At 62.2% G+C, this 17,516-nt stretch carries 10 protein-coding genes; 5 read left to right on the top strand and 5 right to left on the bottom strand.

Annotated elements, in window-relative coordinates; translation table 11 throughout:
* Positions 1-469, top strand: a 469-nt coding sequence (locus BXU09_RS20740) for a hypothetical protein (RefSeq protein WP_205684197.1), incomplete at its 5' end; no start/stop codon positions are given.
* An 848-nt stretch (positions 470-1,317) separates the two neighbouring features.
* The gene (locus BXU09_RS20735; RefSeq protein ID WP_144012435.1) at positions 1,318-2,334 is read left to right on the top strand and encodes a hypothetical protein; all 1,017 of its coding nucleotides are present in this window, start codon (positions 1,318-1,320) and stop codon (positions 2,332-2,334) included.
* A gap of 197 nt (positions 2,335-2,531) precedes the next feature.
* On the opposite strand, the gene BXU09_RS19320 is transcribed toward BXU09_RS20735, so the two are convergent.
* The 5 genes from BXU09_RS19320 to BXU09_RS19305 all read right to left on the bottom strand — a co-directional run bounded on the left by BXU09_RS19320 (position 2,532) and on the right by BXU09_RS19305 (position 7,077).
* Entirely contained in the window at positions 2,532-3,638 is a 1,107-nt protein-coding gene (locus tag BXU09_RS19320) for a hypothetical protein (protein ID WP_078305937.1), read from the bottom strand.
* A 71-nt stretch (positions 3,639-3,709) separates the two neighbouring features.
* Positions 3,710-3,949 carry a hypothetical protein gene (locus tag BXU09_RS20730; protein WP_144012434.1) on the bottom strand — a complete coding sequence of 80 codons (240 nt, stop codon included), beginning with the start codon at positions 3,947-3,949 and terminating at the stop codon, positions 3,710-3,712.
* A complete protein-coding gene (locus tag BXU09_RS19315) occupies positions 3,946-4,407 on the bottom strand; it encodes a Mov34/MPN/PAD-1 family protein (RefSeq protein WP_078305936.1) in 462 nt (153 codons plus the stop codon). Before BXU09_RS19315 ends, BXU09_RS20730 begins: the two co-directional genes overlap by 4 nt.
* Positions 4,385-6,079 (bottom strand): ThiF family adenylyltransferase, encoded by a 1,695-nt coding sequence (locus BXU09_RS19310; protein WP_078305935.1) that lies wholly within the window; start codon positions 6,077-6,079, stop codon positions 4,385-4,387. Before BXU09_RS19310 ends, BXU09_RS19315 begins: the two co-directional genes overlap by 23 nt.
* On the bottom strand, positions 6,076-7,077 hold the full coding sequence (locus BXU09_RS19305; RefSeq protein WP_078305934.1) for a nucleotidyltransferase: 1,002 nt from the start codon (positions 7,075-7,077) through the stop codon (positions 6,076-6,078). Before BXU09_RS19305 ends, BXU09_RS19310 begins: the two co-directional genes overlap by 4 nt.
* A gap of 444 nt (positions 7,078-7,521) precedes the next feature.
* Between BXU09_RS19305 and BXU09_RS19300 the strand changes: the two genes are divergently transcribed.
* The 3 genes from BXU09_RS19300 to BXU09_RS19290 are packed head-to-tail and all read left to right on the top strand — an operon-like array spanning position 7,522 to position 17,512.
* Complete coding sequence (locus tag BXU09_RS19300; protein ID WP_144012433.1) at positions 7,522-12,036, top strand: hypothetical protein; 4,515 nt, start codon at positions 7,522-7,524, stop codon at positions 12,034-12,036.
* A complete protein-coding gene (locus BXU09_RS19295; protein WP_078305932.1) occupies positions 12,033-14,885 on the top strand; it encodes a hypothetical protein in 2,853 nt (950 codons plus the stop codon). The genes BXU09_RS19300 and BXU09_RS19295 overlap by 4 nt, the downstream gene beginning before the upstream one ends.
* Positions 14,882-17,512, top strand: a complete 2,631-nt coding sequence (locus tag BXU09_RS19290; RefSeq protein WP_078305931.1) for an SNF2-related protein — start codon at positions 14,882-14,884, stop codon at positions 17,510-17,512. The genes BXU09_RS19295 and BXU09_RS19290 overlap by 4 nt, the downstream gene beginning before the upstream one ends.
* Positions 17,513-17,516: the final 4 nt, after the last annotated feature.

The raw sequence follows: 17,516 nt of genomic DNA, 5'->3' as shown, positions 1-17,516 counted from the left end.
TGGTGGCGCCCTGCATATGGCCAGTGTGGTCGCGTTCAATGCGGGAGACTTCACCACCTGTCGCCTTCTGCTGACCATGCCTGAGGCGACAGCACAGTACCCGGATGGCGTTCTGCCCAGGCAGCTTCAGGAGTTGCTGGCGGAAGCTTATGCGCGAACCGAGGACCTGCCGGCAGCGGCAGCCCTGGCAGAAACCCTGGCCCGTGGGCAGCAGGAAAACCATCAGGCGACACTGTACCTTCGTCTGCTTATCGGGCTGGGTGATGACGCTCGCTTGCAGACGGCGGCAGTGGAGGCACTGAGAGCCGCCAATCCAGCACCAGGTTTGGTGCTCGCTCTAATGGATCAGATTCTGGATGATGATCCAGACTTGGCCAGCAACTCTGGTATAAGGGCAACACTTCGGGTATCCCGACGAACTATTAGGCTGGGCCATTCGAACGGCTCACCTCATTGGCCTGGAGAATGAGGGTGCCCGGCTCTTGAACGTGGCGTGGCTGGCTGGTCCGGAGCGCACTGGCATTGTCATGGGCACGGAATCACCAATAGAAGAGAGACCGCCCGGGGTCGACGGCCCAGGCTTCCTGGAAGTCCACCTGAAATCGCTGTTCGCACAGCAGCAACGCCGGACTGACCAGGGCCAACAGGCATATGAATCCGGCACACTGCCCCTGGCAATCGCATTTGCAGGGCAGCCAATCGCCAAGTTGATCACTCAGACCCTGAGAAGTGGAGGAACTCGCCTGGGCCTCCTGGGCCGCCACGGTGGCCGCCCCTTACCGGGTGCTGTTCCTGAAGTCTTACGACTTACGGTGGATCTGAGTGGCTTCATCGTTGCAGCCCGTCTGGGCTTCTGGACCGTGTCATCAGTACCTTTGGCCCTCTGCGCGTCACGCCCTTTGTAATGCTGGCTCTGACAGAGAGCCTGCATGCCTGCCGTCCGCAGGCTGATGAGGAGATCTGGCAGCTCATCCAAGACCACATTACCGAGGGGCGGCTTCAGGTCCTGCCCGAAAACGCCCCTCGTGATTCAGCGCTAGACCCATTGGGTGACTGGGCCGTGGCCAGACCGTATCTGGCCAACACATCGGGGAAGGTGGTGGATGATCTTCCTGTGCGCCTCCACCAACTCGGAGACACCTTCGCAGCTGGGGAAAGATTGGAAAGTATCCTGCCGCAGAAGTTACTTGCCGTTCTTACGGAGCAGGGCCTCCTAGACGCTGAGGAGCTCAACCGGGCGGAAAGCATGCTCTGGCACCCCTTTTCTACCCAACCGTTCCTAATGCAGGGGAGACCCTTTTCCTGACCACCGAAGCCTTGCTGGCATTGGCCAGAGCTGGTGTGCTGTCTGCTGCAGTAGAGGTATTCAGGCTGGTGGTTTCAAATCAAGCTGCCCAACTCGTGAAGGGTCAATGGGCAAAATGCAGACAGGACCGGCAGACAAGGGAGGACCTTAGGGAGTGGCGACGAACCCTGCGCAGTAAATTACGGGCGCGGCAGGTCATTCTTCTTCCTCATCCTGGCCTGTGGAGTCCGACTGATCCGCGTGAACTGGCGGCAGCAGACATCGAGATGATCCACGCTACCCGCTTCGAATCTAAAGATGCTGTCTGGATCGAAGACCGATCCGTGAACGCGGGCTTGCGAATGGGCGAAGCATGGCTCTGGAGCCTGACAGATGTTCAGGCAGTCCTGCAGTTCCGAGGCCAGCTCACAGAGGTGCAATCCCAGCGCCTGACGCGCCAGCAGCGGGAGATGGGTATGGGACTGACGCCAACGTCAGCAACTGAACTTAGCTCCCTCTTGGCGTCATTCAATGCGCACCCAACTCCGGAATTGCGGGCCTGGGCACTACATCTTGAGGCTATTCGCATATTCGCGCCTACACTCCGAAAGGATGAAGGCGCTTACATAAATCAGATTATTGAAGCCAATCGAAAAGCAATGCAGGGCATCTGGATGAATATGACTCCTACTTCATCACTGAGGGCGACGTGGTTGGCTTACCATGGCGCCCTGAGCATTGCCAATCTATTGTGTGGTCAAGTTAATTCTGAAGCCACCTACGCCAAAGCATTCGATGCAGCCGAAATGCTGAATTTATCAAGTGAGATTGAAGCAGGAGATGCTAGAACAGCCTTCCTAACTTGGTGGGCCAAGACCTATTACGTCGATCTCAAAGAGCAGAAGACGGTGGCTCAGGCCACAGCCCTAATGGTGATGCGTAAGCTCAGAGGCATCCAGCCGGGTGCCCGGCGAGCGTGGTTGTCGGACACCTTCACGTCTTGGCCGCAAGGGGTGCAGAACGAGGTACGTGCCCTGTTGGGTCTCTGAGCGGATAGTTAGCTGGAATTCGACTTTGTTGGCAAATTCAGGTGGGGGCTCCCAGACTCCGCATTGCTCGTTACCGAGCCGCGATGATCCGCCCCGCCAAACAGCAGGTTTCGAATTCGCCAACAAAGTCTAGTTCCAGCTAACTACTTGTGATCCCGACACTCCGCCAAATCACCAGAGGCACCGCGTGACGGCATTCAGTTCACCCGACACGTGCGTTGATACATGCCCGGTCCAGCCTGAAATTCATACCATTGCGTGGAGGGGAGAGCATTCCAACGGTGACCAAGCGCCAGGGCCAATGCGGCCGGTCCGACCAAGAAGACGTCAAGGGCATCCGGTTGAAAGGCACTCACGGCCTCGCCCACTTTCGTCTTGATGTAATTCACAGACGCTTGCACCTCCTGCGCATCCACGATGGCCCGGTCCAACTGCACGTGCAGCACACCCCCTGCATCCGGAAGCCCAAGGTCGTGACCACGGCCTGAACAGGGTTTCTCAATACCCCCACCGCAACCACCAGTCGGCCATTCACCAGGCCGGTCGCAGGCCGCGACTGCCACCCAGCGCCCCCCCGTCCTGCTGGGCATAATCATCCGTGCGCCACCCGTGGCCTCGGACGGAGAAGTCAAGGTCAAAGCCTTGCGCGGACGGAAAAGCCGTTCCAACAGCAAATGCGTCGACAGCCGGTAAGAACCTGTCAACCGAATGCGACGATGACCCCGCTGATAAGCCCACTGAGCGACCATGCGCATGGGCGTCGTCAAGGCGACCCACTCTTCAGGTGCAGGGAAACCAGCCTCGCCCCCAGCGAAGGCTGAGGCGTCAATCTCAATCGCCTGTGGCTGTGGGAGATCCCGGTCCGAGCGAATGTGCACCTGAAGTGGCTCCTCGTCCAGAATCAGATCGCCGAGGGCGCCCCGCAGGACCCGAAGAATTTGGGCTCGAGTTATCTCTGCCCCTCGACGCTCGTTGGCGAGTGTCACCAGATCATCGAACGCTGCCCTCACTTGCTTCTGTGTGAGATCCAGCGCCGGGAACGCCGCTTCTAACGCCTGTGCGAATGCCAGTCGAGCGGACTGGACGTCGGTGTACTGCCGAAGGGTGAAATCCACGTTCTCCGCGACGAAACTGCCGAGCGGCGGCCCAAACTCAGCCATCAGATCGTTTCGAAACTTGAGGTCACTGGCGGCGGTCACAGTGGCAAACGGTGTGTAGAACGGTCGCGCCCGCTGAATCCGCGTCTGGTCCCTGGCGATCCACTGCAGTCGATCCAGCAGGCTTGGCGTGACCAGCGTCTGCACGCGTGCCGTTCCTGGAAACGCCTGCTCGTATATTAAGAAATTCCCCAGGACCTCTTGAAGAGCTTTTTTGCTCAGCTTGCCCTCTTTCGCCTGAAACCGGTCAACGACGTGACCGTGAGAGGCATACGGCGTAAAGAAGCGCGCCTCGAAATCTTCGAGGCCTTCCAGGATGAATGCTCGAACGCAGGCTGAAGAAGCCAGCCGGGCAACCGAGACAGGGTTTCCCAGAGTTGATAATCAAAGCCGCTTTGTGCCACCATCCCGCCAGACCCTTTTGCATCGGTCAGGGTGGGTTTCGTCTCGTCACTCATTCAGGCCACTCCAATGGAACGGACATTTCCCGTCCAGCGGGATCAAACAGCCAGGCGCCGGCGGTGAGCATCTCACCATCCAGGCGGGCAATGAGCAATACCGCGAAGTACCCCTTGAATGTTGAGTCAGTCACCAAGGTCCGCATGGTTGACCGGTCCGTGCTGCTGGGAAGAACAGCGTAGCTGGGATGGCTGTGCCACTCCCCGATGTAATTGAACTGCGCGTACTTCCTCTGGGTGCGTTGAAAGAAGGTGAACGCGTCCTTTGTCGCCTGTGTCAGGTCGACGATAAAGCGTGAGATCGTCCCAGGGGCATGCTGCACGGTCAGGTGGGTGACCAGAAAGTGGGAAGGCGCCAACTGCTCACCATACAGCTGCCCCCCGATCTCTCGCCGTCCAGCTCGCTGTAAGGCAGCCTGGAGGATTTCCCGTTGGTCACGGCTGAGAGCGAGCCGCATCAATGGCCTCCTGTGCAAGTCCGGTCGCCCACTCAGCGAGTTTCAGGTCGCGTGCTGGTGGTGTGGGCTGCGTGGGGAGTGGCACATCGAGCGCGATGCTGTCGCCCTGACGGGAAAACAGCCAGCCCGAACGGTATCCGGTGAGCATCCAGGGTGACGTAGTCGCCTCGACGCGGTCGTCAAGAATATCCAGAGCAATTCTGGCTGTCTGTGCAGCCGCCGCAGTGACTGCGGCGGCATCTGCCTGGATGGGCGCGCCGTCAAAGGTCAGGGCCTCGTAAGTGCGGACGCCACTACTGGGGGGCGTGACACTTCGTTCCTCACAGTACGTTTCGTAGGCCATTCTTCCCTGCATGTATGTCGGATCGCGGCCTGGAATGAACCGGGCGGTCAGGCACCCGAGTCCACCTTCAAACACCTCGACCGACACAAACGCCTTCCGGTGCTGTTCGGCCAGAGCGCCCAGTAGCAGCCCCGTCGGCACGTCGCCAGTCGCATTGACGATCACGGTACAGGCAGCTATCTCGTCAATGTCACCGGCATACACGCGGGCTGACTGCTGCCAGTTCAGATTGGACGTGATGATCTCGATGTCAGCACGAGGCGCGATGTGCAGCAATCGGCGTTTGACGGCCTCCGCCTTGTGCGCGCCGACGTCTCGCCAGTCCAGGGTGTGCCGTTCCAGGTTTCCAGGCAACATGACGTCACCGTCAATCAGCACGAGGCGGTGAATGCCGGACCGGAGGAGCAACTCCGCCACGCTGGAGCCGACTGAACCGAGACCGATGATGGCCACTTTCTGTTCAGCAGCAGTTGCCGCCCGCCCAGACCGGTGGCCTGCTTCTTCAGGCAGGAGAACCAGAGACCGGATCTGCACGGTGTCCGGTGTCAGGCAGACGTAGACGGTCAGGGCCGACCGGTCGGGTGCAAGGGCCACGATCACGACATACGGGGGGGTGCTGCTCTCCTCCAGGCCGAATCCAGCCAGCAGTTCCACACGGTTGCCCGGCTGGGGGTGAGGGGCCTCGCTCTGAGAGATCAGCACGGGAAGGGTGGTGCGGTAACTGCCGAGATCATCGGTAGTTGGTGCATTGCCCGATTCACGGTCATGCCGGTCCGTTAGTAGGATGGGCCAGAGACCTGGTTGGGCCTGCCAGTACAGGGCTTGGAGTTCAGTGGCTTGGCCTTCGAACAGGCGTTGCAGGCAGGACAACCCGATCAGGGCGGGTGGTTTGCGCCAGGCGTAGGCCTGCACGCTACCCACGCTGTGCGCCGAGGGGACCACGCCAGACTCGCCGTGACCCTGGGGGTTTTCCTTATAGAGCAGATTGAACGCGCTCTGGAGCACCTCTGCACCGGTGGCGTCCGCTCGCCAGTTGTCGGGCCGTAATTCCAGGCAGAGGGCGCCGCCGGCGCCGTACTGGTGGTGGCTCCACTGTGCGGTGTCCTCCTGAGGTTCAACCCAGGCGGGAACGTCGGGAAAGGAATCCGGGTAGACCAGTCGCACGAGGTAGTCGGCGCCGTGCGCTGTGATGATTCCTTCGGCCGCGAGGCGAAATTTGTGGACGGTCCAGCGGGTGAGCGTGAACCAGGGTTCTGCTGCGGCGAGGGCCTCAACGGCCGCTCGTTCCTGACCGAGTCGTGTCCACTGGTTGAGCCACCAGAGCGTCACGCAAACCCGCGGGGCTTCGTCGGGGTCGCGTTCACATCCGGGAAGGTGTACCCAGCGCTGGCGGTGGCTGTCGCCGTCGAGCCCAGGTGGGAGGCTTTGACTGCGCTCTCTGTGGCTTTGAGTCGGTTCCCAAACAGGATCCGCCAGAGGCGGGTGGCCTCGTCCATCTCATCTGCGTTCAGACTCTGTGCCTTCCGGGCGTACCCGGCATGCACACGTACGCGATCAAGAAAATTTTTCCAATCCGTGATGGAGACTTTGGAGAGGATATCGTTGCCCGGCATCGCGGGGTCAGCAAGGGTTGGTTTCAGATCGAGCGCTGCCAGGTCAGCGTACGCGGCGTGGATGTTTTCCAGCAGTTGGGCGAAGGCCTCACCGTAGTGGGTCTCGTCGGTGGGGGCGTGCAGCGAGACCAGAACTTCAAGCACGAAGCCTTTGGGCCGCTTCCCGGTTTTGTTCTCACGGCGCCACCACTTCAGGAGTTTGACGAGCGGTTTGAAGCGGCCACCGAAACGGGCGTTCTGGTTTGCGCTCCAGGTGGTGTGTGCGGGTGGATTGGTCGACTTCCAATACCCGAGGTCCCGGTCGGGGAGCATGTAGCCGGTGCCGGAGGCCACGACAGGCACGACATCAATTTCAGCGTTTGCCGTGATCACGCGGACAGAGCGTTTGTTGACCCGTTCAACCGTGAATTGGTCTTCCAAAGCGTCATTGACTTCCCAGAGGACATCGGTGGGGTCATCCGTCGTACTGAAATTCGTTTCGATGATGATGTCCACGTCAGGTCGCTCGTGCCCATCGGCTGTTCTTTTGGGCCTGATAGCGGTGTCCCGCGTGTAGCTTCCAGCTAGGAAACTGCCTTCCCAGCGCTCTTTGAATTCACTGTGACTACACAAATGGTCGCGAACACTTTGATGAGCCAGTGATGCTTGAGCAGTCGTGGTGGCACTGGGTTCGATGTCAGCTAGAAGTTCCTTGAAGCGCGCGTTCGGAAGCATAACCCCTCCTCAGTAATTCGCCTTAAACAGATTCTACACGAGTGGGTCACACCATGCGCCAGAACCTCACCGCTTGGAGGACGAGTCTCATAAGAGTGGGCCTGCTCCTACTGAATCATGCTCACGCACGCGAATCTTGCATACCCAGCGTAGGTCCCATCACATGGCTCCAAGTCTTCAGGGAGAGACGCCGGGCTGCACACGCGTCTTTCACAGCCTTCCGGACAAGAGGCGCCGTTCACCCGCTTCCGGGGCTCCGCTACTCACCAGCGCGTATGAAGCGCAGGGTCTGACTCACGAAGACAACTCTCCCAGTGCGGCAAATTTGCTCTCGTCCAGGCAGGCGGCCAGATAGACTGCCGAGCAGTTTCAGTCACCGCAACCTTGTGGGTGTCGCCTGTTGCCCAGGAAGGGCGGGCCTCCCATGCCCTGGAGGAAGTTCACTTGGCAGGCATCGAGCAGAGTCCAGCAACCGTCCTCAAGTTTCTACGTAACTTATTCAATGATCAGACGGACGAACTGCTCATCATCAAGGAACTGCTTCAAAACGCCGATGACAGCAGGGCAACCCGCGCCGTCATCGGTTGCAGTGACGGATTTCCCACCGCCACACATCCACTGCTGCGGGGGCCTGCTCTGTTCTCCATCAACGACGGACCGTTCCGTCCTGAGGACGCCCGCGCCATCGTCACCCTGGGACTGAGCACTAAAGGGGGAGACGCGAGTACCGTCGGGAAATTCGGACTCGGACTCAAGAGTGCTTTTTATCTGGCAGAGGCGCTCTTTTTCATGGACAGTCGCCTGGATCCTTCGGATTCCTGGCGTAAACCCCACTTTGATGTACTCAGTCCCTGGGTTGGAGGAGACGAGCCCTACCGCCCGGACTGGGTGCAGTTCACGCCAGAAGATCGGCGCCTGATCATTGACCATTTGGCCACATTGGGGCTTCCAGATGGCTTCATCGTGTGGATTCCGCTGCGCCGCGAGGCCGACTGCCTTAAGGTGGGGGAAGAGCGGCCAGCCATCGTGGTCCGGCATTATCCCGGCGACAAGCCGTTCCTGATCCCCGACCGCATTCAAGGCGAGATCAGGGGCATGCTGCCCATGATGGGGCACGTCAAGGCGATTGGCGTCAAGGCGACGCCGGAGTCCACGGCGGCCGTTCGGTGGTTCGAGCGTGCCGGTATAGGACGCACCGCCGAGCTTGGGGACGCGGCACCCTTCGTGAAGGGGTTCAGCGGCGCCATCCGCGACCTTCCCGGCTCGTCAACTTCGGTGTACGTCGGAACGGAAGTCCTGAGCGCGGGCCGGGATCTGCTTGAGCTGAGCGAGAGTAAATATTGGCCGACTACCGAAGTCGCCACGGCGTACGGGGAGGAGTTCCGGAAGGACCCCTCCGTTCCTCATGGGGCTGTGGTGTGGGAGCGTACCCCGTCCGCGTCGCCGGGGTTGCAGGTCACTTGGTCAGTCTTCCTGCCTGTCGAGGACGCCCTGAACCGCACGGTGTCCCTGCCCGGCCCGGACCGTTACGCCTTGACACTGCATGGGTATTTCTTCTTGCGGCCCGACCGAAAATCGATCTACGGGCTGCACCGTCAGGCCGTCACCAACACTGAGAGTGAGGAGTGGGTGCGCGAACAGTGGAACGGCCGTCTCGCGAAACACGCGGTGCTGCCGAACGTCTTGAAAGGCCTGGCCGACATCACTGTTGCGGCTGAAGAGTCAGTGATTGCGGCCTTGACGCGGGCTCTGGCCGAGGTCCGTCTGGGTCAGAGTCAACGCACAAGCTTGACGGCGCATCACCAGTGGGCCCGGGTGATTCGTGATGGTCACTTCCAGTGGAAGCTGCTGCCTGCCGACGCAGCGGTGCTGCCCCTGGTCCAGACGCCGGAAACGACCCTCCACGCGGCGACCCTCGAGGCACTGACTGCGCCGATGATTCTGCGCGACGCGGGTCAGCCGGCCTTCGTGCGTGAGGAGAAACAGCACTGGCCCACCGCTTACCTTGACGCTCTCCTGGCGGCGTATGACCTCCGCTCTGTCCTGAAGGATCCGGAGGGGATGCGCCTCCTGATGACCCTTCGGCCGTACCTGCACGTTGCCGAACACCGCCGGGCCGTTGTGGCGCGTTTTCGCAGCGCCCTGCTGGAGGTTGGCTTCGCCTCGCTGACCAAACTGCAGGAAGAGGTTTCATCGCTGCTGAGCAGCTACCTCGGCTCGTATGTTTTGAGCCTACCCGCTGAAGGCATGAGCAAGGCCCTGCTGGACCGGTTGATTGGACTGGACATCCAGGTCGTGCTCGTACCAGATGGATTTGCTGACCCTCAGAAGATCGGTCAACTCAGGGCCGATCAGGCCAACACGATCCTCGAATGCATTCAGGACGTGGATGACATTGCGCCCGTGCTGCGCTTCGTGAAACGTCACCTCCACCAGGACGTTGACTTTGAGGAACTCATCCTCAATCGCCCCCTGCTACCCACGAACCAGGGCTCGCAGGGGGCCGGCCGCTGGCTGAGCCTGCGGGAGGCCCTGGCACTGGCCGAGGAATCGCGCATCTTCCGTCAGCAGCGAGAACAGAGCGTGATGCTCACCCATCTGCGGGATGTGCTGGGCGAAACCTCCGTGCACTTTGTGCCTGGTAATGTCCTGACAGCTCTGGATGTGGATCAGGCAGTCATTCCGCGCCTCTCAACCAAGGCTGTGCTCGACACGCTGCGGAACGCCCCGCAACTCGGTGCGGAAACACACCGTCTGAAGCTACTGAACCGCATCCTGGTGGACTCCTCGTCCGTAACAGACGCAGTGGAGAACCGTGGAGTTCTGCGGCTGCTGCTGCACGGCCATCCGGAACATGCCATTGATCTGGAGCAGACCCTGCTCGTCAGCAGCGATCCGAAGGGGCTCTGGGGCAAGGTTGCCCGGCTTGCAGGAGAACATTCCACCCTGGGCTGGACCGTCGTGCAGCCCAGGGTGGATTTCCTCTCACCCAGTCAGATGAAGCGTTTGGGAGTCGTTGAGGCCAACGTGCAGAGTGTCGTGCCTCTCCTGCACGCCGCTGGCAGTCAGTTCCCAGGCCATCAGCTCACTGCTGAGGAGCGTGACGACCTGATGCTGCAACTCGCAGACGACGCCCTGTTGCAGCGGCTTCCTATCTTCACCACGGTCGACGGTCAACTCACGACCATCGCCGACGGGGTTTACCTTGAGGGGGGCCTGCAGGTCGATACCCTCGTCTGTCGAATGACCCTCCTGAGGAAGCCTGAGCAGAGGCCTCTCCAGGACCGCCTCAGGAAACTGGCACCACCCCTGTCCCACCGCAGCGTCTGGGATTTCATGCAGAACGAACCTGAGCCCTGGCAGCACTGGGAGATCCTGTCTGAGGCCCTGCGGCAGATGGGAACGATCCAGCCAGCACGTGCCGGCGAACTCCCCTGGTGGCCCTTGCAGGCAGGGGGTGGCGTGGCGCCCAAGGACGTGCTGCTCTTCGCCCATCAGGACAGTCGTGGGGAGATTCGGCGGTTGCGCGACGCGGCCGCTGCTAAGGTCTTTGTGCAGGAAGACCTGACGGCCGACTTCAATCAGCAATTTTTCCCCGGGTTACTCCGTCTGTCGCCTTTGGAAGACAAGCAGCGGGAAGCCCTGCTGGACCTTGTGCAGCGCGCCCGGACGTACCATGTCGGAAGTGTCGTGGTGCCGCCTGAGATTTGGTTGAAAGCCTTCGAGGGTGTCGACCGGGATGCGCTGCCGCTTGCTGGACTGCTTGGTGCGTTCGAGAAGTCGCGCGACCTTCAGACGGCGTTGCTGAATGCTGCAGCGCGGCCGGTGCCAGCTGAGCAGCTGCTGAGCCTGCTTGAGCGCCTGCACCAGCAGATTCTTACGCAAGGTGAGGAGGTTCGGTCCGCCGTGGAGCGGGTGTACCCTGGACTGCTCAGGGATCTGCGCCTCCAGCACGTCCCTGCCAGTGCCCTCAGCCGCCTGCATTTCCTGAGCGAGACGGGGCAGTGGCGCAAAGCGGAAGATCTCGTGGCGTTCGGAGCGCAGTTCGATCCGAAGTCCGTTCTGGCGGCCGCGCAGGCAGAAGCCCTCTATGGAGCGGAGCAGAAGGCCGAAGCTGGCCTTCCGGTTCAGGGGCACGCCGAGGGGGCGGTGTCCATCGACCTTCGCCTGAAAAATGGGGCGCAGGAACTGCGGCGGCACCTCAGCGAGTGGGAGCAGACATCCATGCCACGGGAACAGATCGGGGCTTTTCTCGGCCTGCTGGACGGCAATCCGGCGCTTCACCGCGCTGCGCAGCCTTACCTGGTGACGTTCGACCTGAATGTCCTCAGGGAAAACGCGTTCCGGGATGTTCCTCCGGGAAGCCTTCCCCGCGGCTTCACGTCCTACCAGGAGATGCATGGCCAGATCCGCCTGCTCGTGACCCTGCATAAGGGTCAGACGACGCGGGCGCTCAACCTTCTCGGCGAGCCGCTTGACGTGGCATTCAAGGATGATCAGAAGATCACCAGTCTCTTGACGCCCACTGCCGGGCAGCGGCCCTTCCGACATGGAGCGCACTTCATCTACCCGGTTGAGTTCAAGGTCATCAACCTACGCGCTGCCGATATCGATTACCCGGCCTTGCTCTTCCAGTCTCTCCAGTGGGTACTCAACCACTACCTCAAGGTGACGCCGCCTCACCTGCGGGAGGAGTTCGACAAGGTCGTCAACAGTACCCAGGCCACGGTGGCGGCCACTCAGAACCGCTTGATCAAGGTGGCTTCGCAGACCTGGGGGCGTCAGCTTGGGGTTGCACGGGCAGCGCCATCCGCGAACTCCTCCACGAGATCGACACTGCGGACCGCAATGCCGAACAGGCCCGCGACCAGGGGGCCAAGCAGGTACAGGCTAACGCCGAGAGCCGGATTCGTGAACTTCAGGGCCACCTCAAGCATCTCGTTGAGGAGGACCGGTTGACGCAGCTGGCTCTGCTGCAGGGGGTTCGGGGCAAGATCACCGATATGCAGTACACGCCAGAGAGCGTGCCGTTCGAACTGCTTCAGAACGCCGACGACGCCCTCAGCGAGTGGGAAGAAATGACTGGGCACGTTGATGATGTACGCCGCACCTTCCACGCCGACCTGGGTCCGGACGTCCTGCGGTTCATTCATCACGGCCGCCCGGTTAACTTCTTCTCCTACGGTGAATTTGACGGTCGAGGACGCGGATTTGACGGAGACCTCGAGAAAATGCTCACCCTGATGTCCTCGGATAAAGGGGCGGGCGTCACCGGGAAATTTGGACTGGGCTTCAAGAGCGTGTTCCTGCTCAGCGACCGGCCCACCGTGAAGAGTGACCGACTGGCGTTCACCGTCAAGGGCGGCGTCTATCCCGTCACTCCGGATGAACAGCACGTGCAGAAAATGCGCAGGTACCTGGAGCGGGTGGTGCCAGCCGAGCTGCAGGACGCGACTCTCGTCGAACTTCCTCTGACTGATCAGGCGGGCGCAGCGGCCACCTTCGAGTACTTCTCGAAGCTCGTCCCGTTCGCTCTCGCATTTACTCGCTCTCTGCGCCACGTCCAACTCCGCCAAGGAACCACGACCCGGCATTACCAGTGGAAGGAGAAGGCGGTCGCACCCGGTGTCACAGTGATGACCCTCCACGGTGGCACCGAGGCGTGGAGGGGACTGGCGCTGCATTCTCCTGACTTCAAGCTCCTGCTGCCGTTGGGATCGCGGGGGTTCGGGAAAGTGGAGGGTGACGTGCCTAACTTATGGGTGACCGCACCGACTGCCGAGCGGTTGGGGCTGCCTTTCCTGCTGCACGCGGCCTTCCCGCTCGACACGGGCCGCGCTCAGCTGGCTCGCAACGAGACTGGACTCTCCGAGCTCGTCGGACAGCTTCGCCCTGACCTTCAGCGCACCCTGGAGACCCTGCTCAACCTAGAGGTCAAAGGCGGGTTGAACGAGCAGCTCGGCTGGTCCGCGAAAACCAAGGTTGACCTGCCGTCCCTCCTCTGGCAGGCCCTCGCTGTTCCGCTCAGCCGGGAGGACAGCAACCCGGCCATCGGACTCCTGCGGGACCTGTTCTGGGGGCGCGAGGGAGCCTACGGGTCTATTGCCCTCCGGAAGGCCATCGTGCCCAACGGCCTTCCTGATGAGCACGCGGCGACCGTTCAGGCCGGTCAGGCCGGAACGCGCACCCTCGGCTTCTCCCCAGCGCTGCTGGCGCAACTGGGCCGACACGCGGCCTTCCGCCAGGCTTACCCGACCCAGGGGCTGCTGAGCCCGGACACGGTGCGGGTCTTGCAGCGGCTGGGTCTTCCCGTTCCACAAGACGAACTGACTCTGCCGGAAGTGCTCAGGACACTGCTTCCCGACCGTCGGGTGGGGCCTGAGCAGGCCTCGTGGCTTGCCCCTGTGCTGAGCGAGGAAATAGCCAATGATCTGCGAGAGGACGAAGCCGTCTCCGACTGGCTGGACACCCTGACCTTCCAGACGCGGGCGGGTGGGTACGCCCCTCCGGGACAGTTGCTGATGGCGGCCAGAGACGGCGATGAGGCGGCGCGCTTCGCCTTCGCACCAGCCAGTGCACAACTCGCCGATGCCTACGACGCGGCTGGCGTTGTCCTCTTCCGCCGCTTGCGCGGAGACGCCAGTCACGAACAGACGGTGAACTGGCTGCTCGCAGCCAAGAGCCGAGCCCGACTTGCTGCGCTGAACTACATCGCCAACCAGGTGCCGAGCGGCCTCATCCTGATGATGCTCCGCCAGCGCCTTACGGGAAGCTGGCTGGAGTCCACGCAACTCCTCGGGCTGCCGGAGTGGAGCGAACTCGAGGAGTCGCAGCAGCGGGACGTACTCAATGCGCTACGCCAGACCAAAATAGTGTTCGATGCCCCTACGCACACGCCGCCAGATCAGGCGACGGACGAGGACGAGGACAACGAGCAGGCGCTGCGCATCCCGCCTGACTTCCTTCACCGCCTGGCGAACTGGTGGCGGCAGGAGAGCGCCGCCGAAATCCAGCGGTACAACGAACGCCTGTATCCCAGCGGCGTCCCCTTCGTGACAGCACCGGAGTACGACAGTGACTGCCCGGTGCGCCGCCGGTCCTGGCTCTCCCTGCTGATGCTGGGCAGCCTGCAGAGCATGGGACGCACCATGCCCGAAGCCCACCGCAACTTCCTGGCCCTGTGCGCCGAGAAAGGGTGGCTGGACGCCTACAGCGGCCCGGTGGCGACGGATGACCACTGGATGGCGTCGCTGCGCACCTACCTTACCGGGGACGCTGAGGTGCTCAAGTACTACCAGTGGATGCGCGGCTTCGTGGGTTTCTACCAGCTCGGTCATTGGCTCGATACCTACGTGGAGGTGCTACTCCAGATGGAGTACGCGGAGTCGCGATCACTGCGGCTGTTGCTGGCGCCCAACGTGAACCCCGACCTGCAGGGCAGCGGCATCGAAGCCCCACCGCTCACGCGTACGCTGGGCATGGGCGCGCCGTTCGTCGTCCGTGAATTGCTGCGGGGAGGCGTCCTCAGCAACCCCAAGCTGGCCCCACTGGCCTACGTGCCTACCCGCCGCGTGCGCCTGCTGATGTCCGAGCTGACACATCGACCCCTGCCCGGGGACGACGTAGAGGCGGCCTCGCGCGGCATCTACACCCATCTGGCGCAGACTCTCGGAGAGGCCCAGGCGACTTTCGGTGGCCACTATGACCTGCCGCTTCACATCCTGCTGGGCAGCGGACGGGACGACACGACCGCGCTGGCATTGCAATATCGGGTGCTGGGCCGCCCCCTGTTCGGAGGTTCTGAATGACACTCAGGAAAGGCGATCAGGTCTCGCACGCGGCCTACGGCGTGGGCACCGTGGTCATGGTCGACGACCCGACGGCCGTCGTCCGGTTCGACAGTGGCCTGCAGGAAGTCCTCCTGTCGGACCTCTGGAGTCGCACCACCGCTCTGCAAGCTCTGCGGACCGGCCAGCTCTCTTCCCCGGTGGAAGCGCAGCTCCGCATTCAAGCGGAGCTCATCACGGCCCTGAATGACACGTGGGGCGTTTTCTCACGCTCACGCATCGCGTTGCTGCCGCATCAGCTGTGGGTCTGCCACCGCGTGCTGAACACCTGGCCGCCCCGCTGGCTCATCGCCGATGACGTCGGGCTTGGTAAGACGATCGAAGCGGGGCTGATCCTCTGGCCCCTCCTGAGCCGCCGTCAGGTGACCCGCCTGCTGATCCTTGCGCCCGCCTCACTGACCGGGCAGTGGCAGGACCGGATGAAACGAATGTTCGACATCCGACTCACGGTGTACAGCCCCGAGCAGGACGCCCCCACGGCCAAGTCCGGCGCGACCTACTGGGACATTCACCAGCAGGTAATCGCCTCCATGCAGACCCTCCGGGACGACCGCAAAGGACGGCATGCCCGACTCTTAGAAGCGGAGCCATGGGACCTCGTAATTGTCGACGAGGCCCACCACCTCAACGTGGATGAGGCGACCGGTGCGACCCTGGGGTACCAACTCCTCGCCAAGCTCCAGGAGCACGGCAAGATCGGCGGCCTGCTGCTGTTCACGGCCACACCACACCGCGGTAAAGATCATGGGTTCGCGGCGCTGCTCGAACTGCTCCGCCCGGACCTGTTCAGTACCGAGGTCGACCTCAGCGCGCAACTCACGAAGTTCCCGCAGGCCGTGATCCGCAACAACAAGCAGACCGTCACCGACTTGCAGGGGCGGCGGCTGTTCGAGCCGCCTCTGGTGAGCAGTGAGGAATACGTCTACTCCCCTGAGGAAGCCCAGTTCTACGACAAGCTCACGGAGTTCATCACCACCGGCCAGGCCTACGCCGCCACCCTGACCAGCGCCCGCGATCAGAGCGTGATCTGGCTGGTGCTGATTGCCCTGCAAAAACTGGCCTCGAGCTCTGTTGCTGCCGTTCGCCGCGCCCTGCGGGGCCGGGCCGCGAAGGTCGACGGACTGATCCGCAGCGCCGAGGAAGCCACCAAGGCCTACGAGGACCTGCTGCAGAACGGTGATGTGGACGCCGTCAGTGCCCTCGAAGAGCTGGTAGGGGAGTGGGGCGGCGGCCTGACGCTGATGACGAACGAACGCCAGCGCCTTCAGGAACTGCTGGACCTCGCCGACCGCGTCACGCAGGAAACGAAAATCCAGACGGTGATGGACACCCTCGAAACGCGCTTCAACGGCCGCTCCGTCCTGTTCTTCACGGAGTACAAAGCCACACAGAGCCTGCTGCTGAGCGCCCTGATCCGTAAGTACGGCCGGGACTGCGTCAGTTTCATCAACGGAGACGGCCGCGCCGACGACGTGCTGGGGCAATCCATCACCGTGTCCCGCGCGCAGGCCGCAGAGGACTTCAATGACGGCAAGGTGCGCTTCCTAGTATCCACGGAAGCCGCCGGGGAAGGCATCGATCTCCAGCGAGCCTGCCACACCTTGATCCACGTGGACCTGCCCTGGAACCCGATGCGGCTGCACCAGCGGGTTGGCCGCCTGAACCGCTACGGCCAGACCCGCCGCGTCGAGGTGTTGTCCCTGCGCAATCCCGGCACGGTCGAAGCCCTGATCTGGGACAAGCTCAACGGCAAGATCCAGAACATCATGCGCGCCTTCGACGCTGTCATGGACGAACCGGAAGACCTGCTGCAACTGGTACTGGGCATGACCTCTCCGCGGCTCTTCGACCGGCTGTTCAGCGAGGGGCAGCGCGTGGGCCGGTCAAACCTGGGCGACTGGTTCGACCAGCAGACCGCCCAGTTCGGCGGTCAGGACGTCCTCAAGACGGTGCGCGACCTGATCGGACACAGCGCCAGCTTCGACTACCAGCAGACGAGCTCCCTGATCCCCCGGGTGGATCTGCCCGACCTGCTGCCGTTCTTCCGGCTGGCGCTGCGCCACAACAGCCGCCTCCTGCGCGAGGAAGGCGACCTGATGCACTTCAAGACCCCCGAGCAGTGGATGGGCCTCGGAGTACTGCGGGAGTACAAGAACCTCGCCTTCTTCCGGGGCGGCGACCGGGGGGACGTCGCCGGAGTCGGTCACAAGGTCGTGGACGCGGCGCTCCAGCAAAGCCGGGGGCTGCAAGCGAATGTGGCCCTCACGCACTGGACCGGACTGAACGCGCCCCTCTACGTGTTCCGCGTCGCCGACCGGGTCACCACCAGCCCGAGCGCTCGGAGGACCTTCATCGGCCGGCTGATGAGCGCAGAACCCCGCTGGCTGCGTGACTGGGAACTGCTGCAACTGCTCAACGACATCAAGGCAGGCCCAGACGCGCCGGCCAATCCCGGCCTGATGCAGGCCCTGGCCGACATGCTCGAGGACGAAACCTCAGTCCTCACCAAGCAACTCCCCGACTTCAATCTCGACTACGCCGCGCCCTTGGTCGAGCCGTACGCCATCTTCGCCCCACTCCCGCAGTAAGGAC

Origin of the sequence: Deinococcus sp. LM3 (genome assembly GCF_002017875.1) — a bacterium.
Taxonomy (GTDB): Bacteria; Deinococcota; Deinococci; order Deinococcales; family Deinococcaceae; genus Deinococcus.
Note: the sequence above shows the minus strand (reverse complement) of the source record. Positions and strands in the feature narration are given on the sequence as shown.

Coding starts and splice junctions, on each gene's coding strand:
- BXU09_RS19315 (WP_078305936.1), bottom strand. CDS start 4,407: ATGCGGCTCGCTCTCAGCCGTGACCAACGGGAAATCCTCCAGGCTGCC.
- BXU09_RS19305 (WP_078305934.1), bottom strand. CDS start 7,077: ATGCTTCCGAACGCGCGCTTCAAGGAACTTCTAGCTGACATCGAACCC.
- BXU09_RS20730 (WP_144012434.1), bottom strand. CDS start 3,949: ATGAGTGACGAGACGAAACCCACCCTGACCGATGCAAAAGGGTCTGGC.
- BXU09_RS19290 (WP_078305931.1), top strand. CDS start 14,882: ATGACACTCAGGAAAGGCGATCAGGTCTCGCACGCGGCCTACGGCGTG.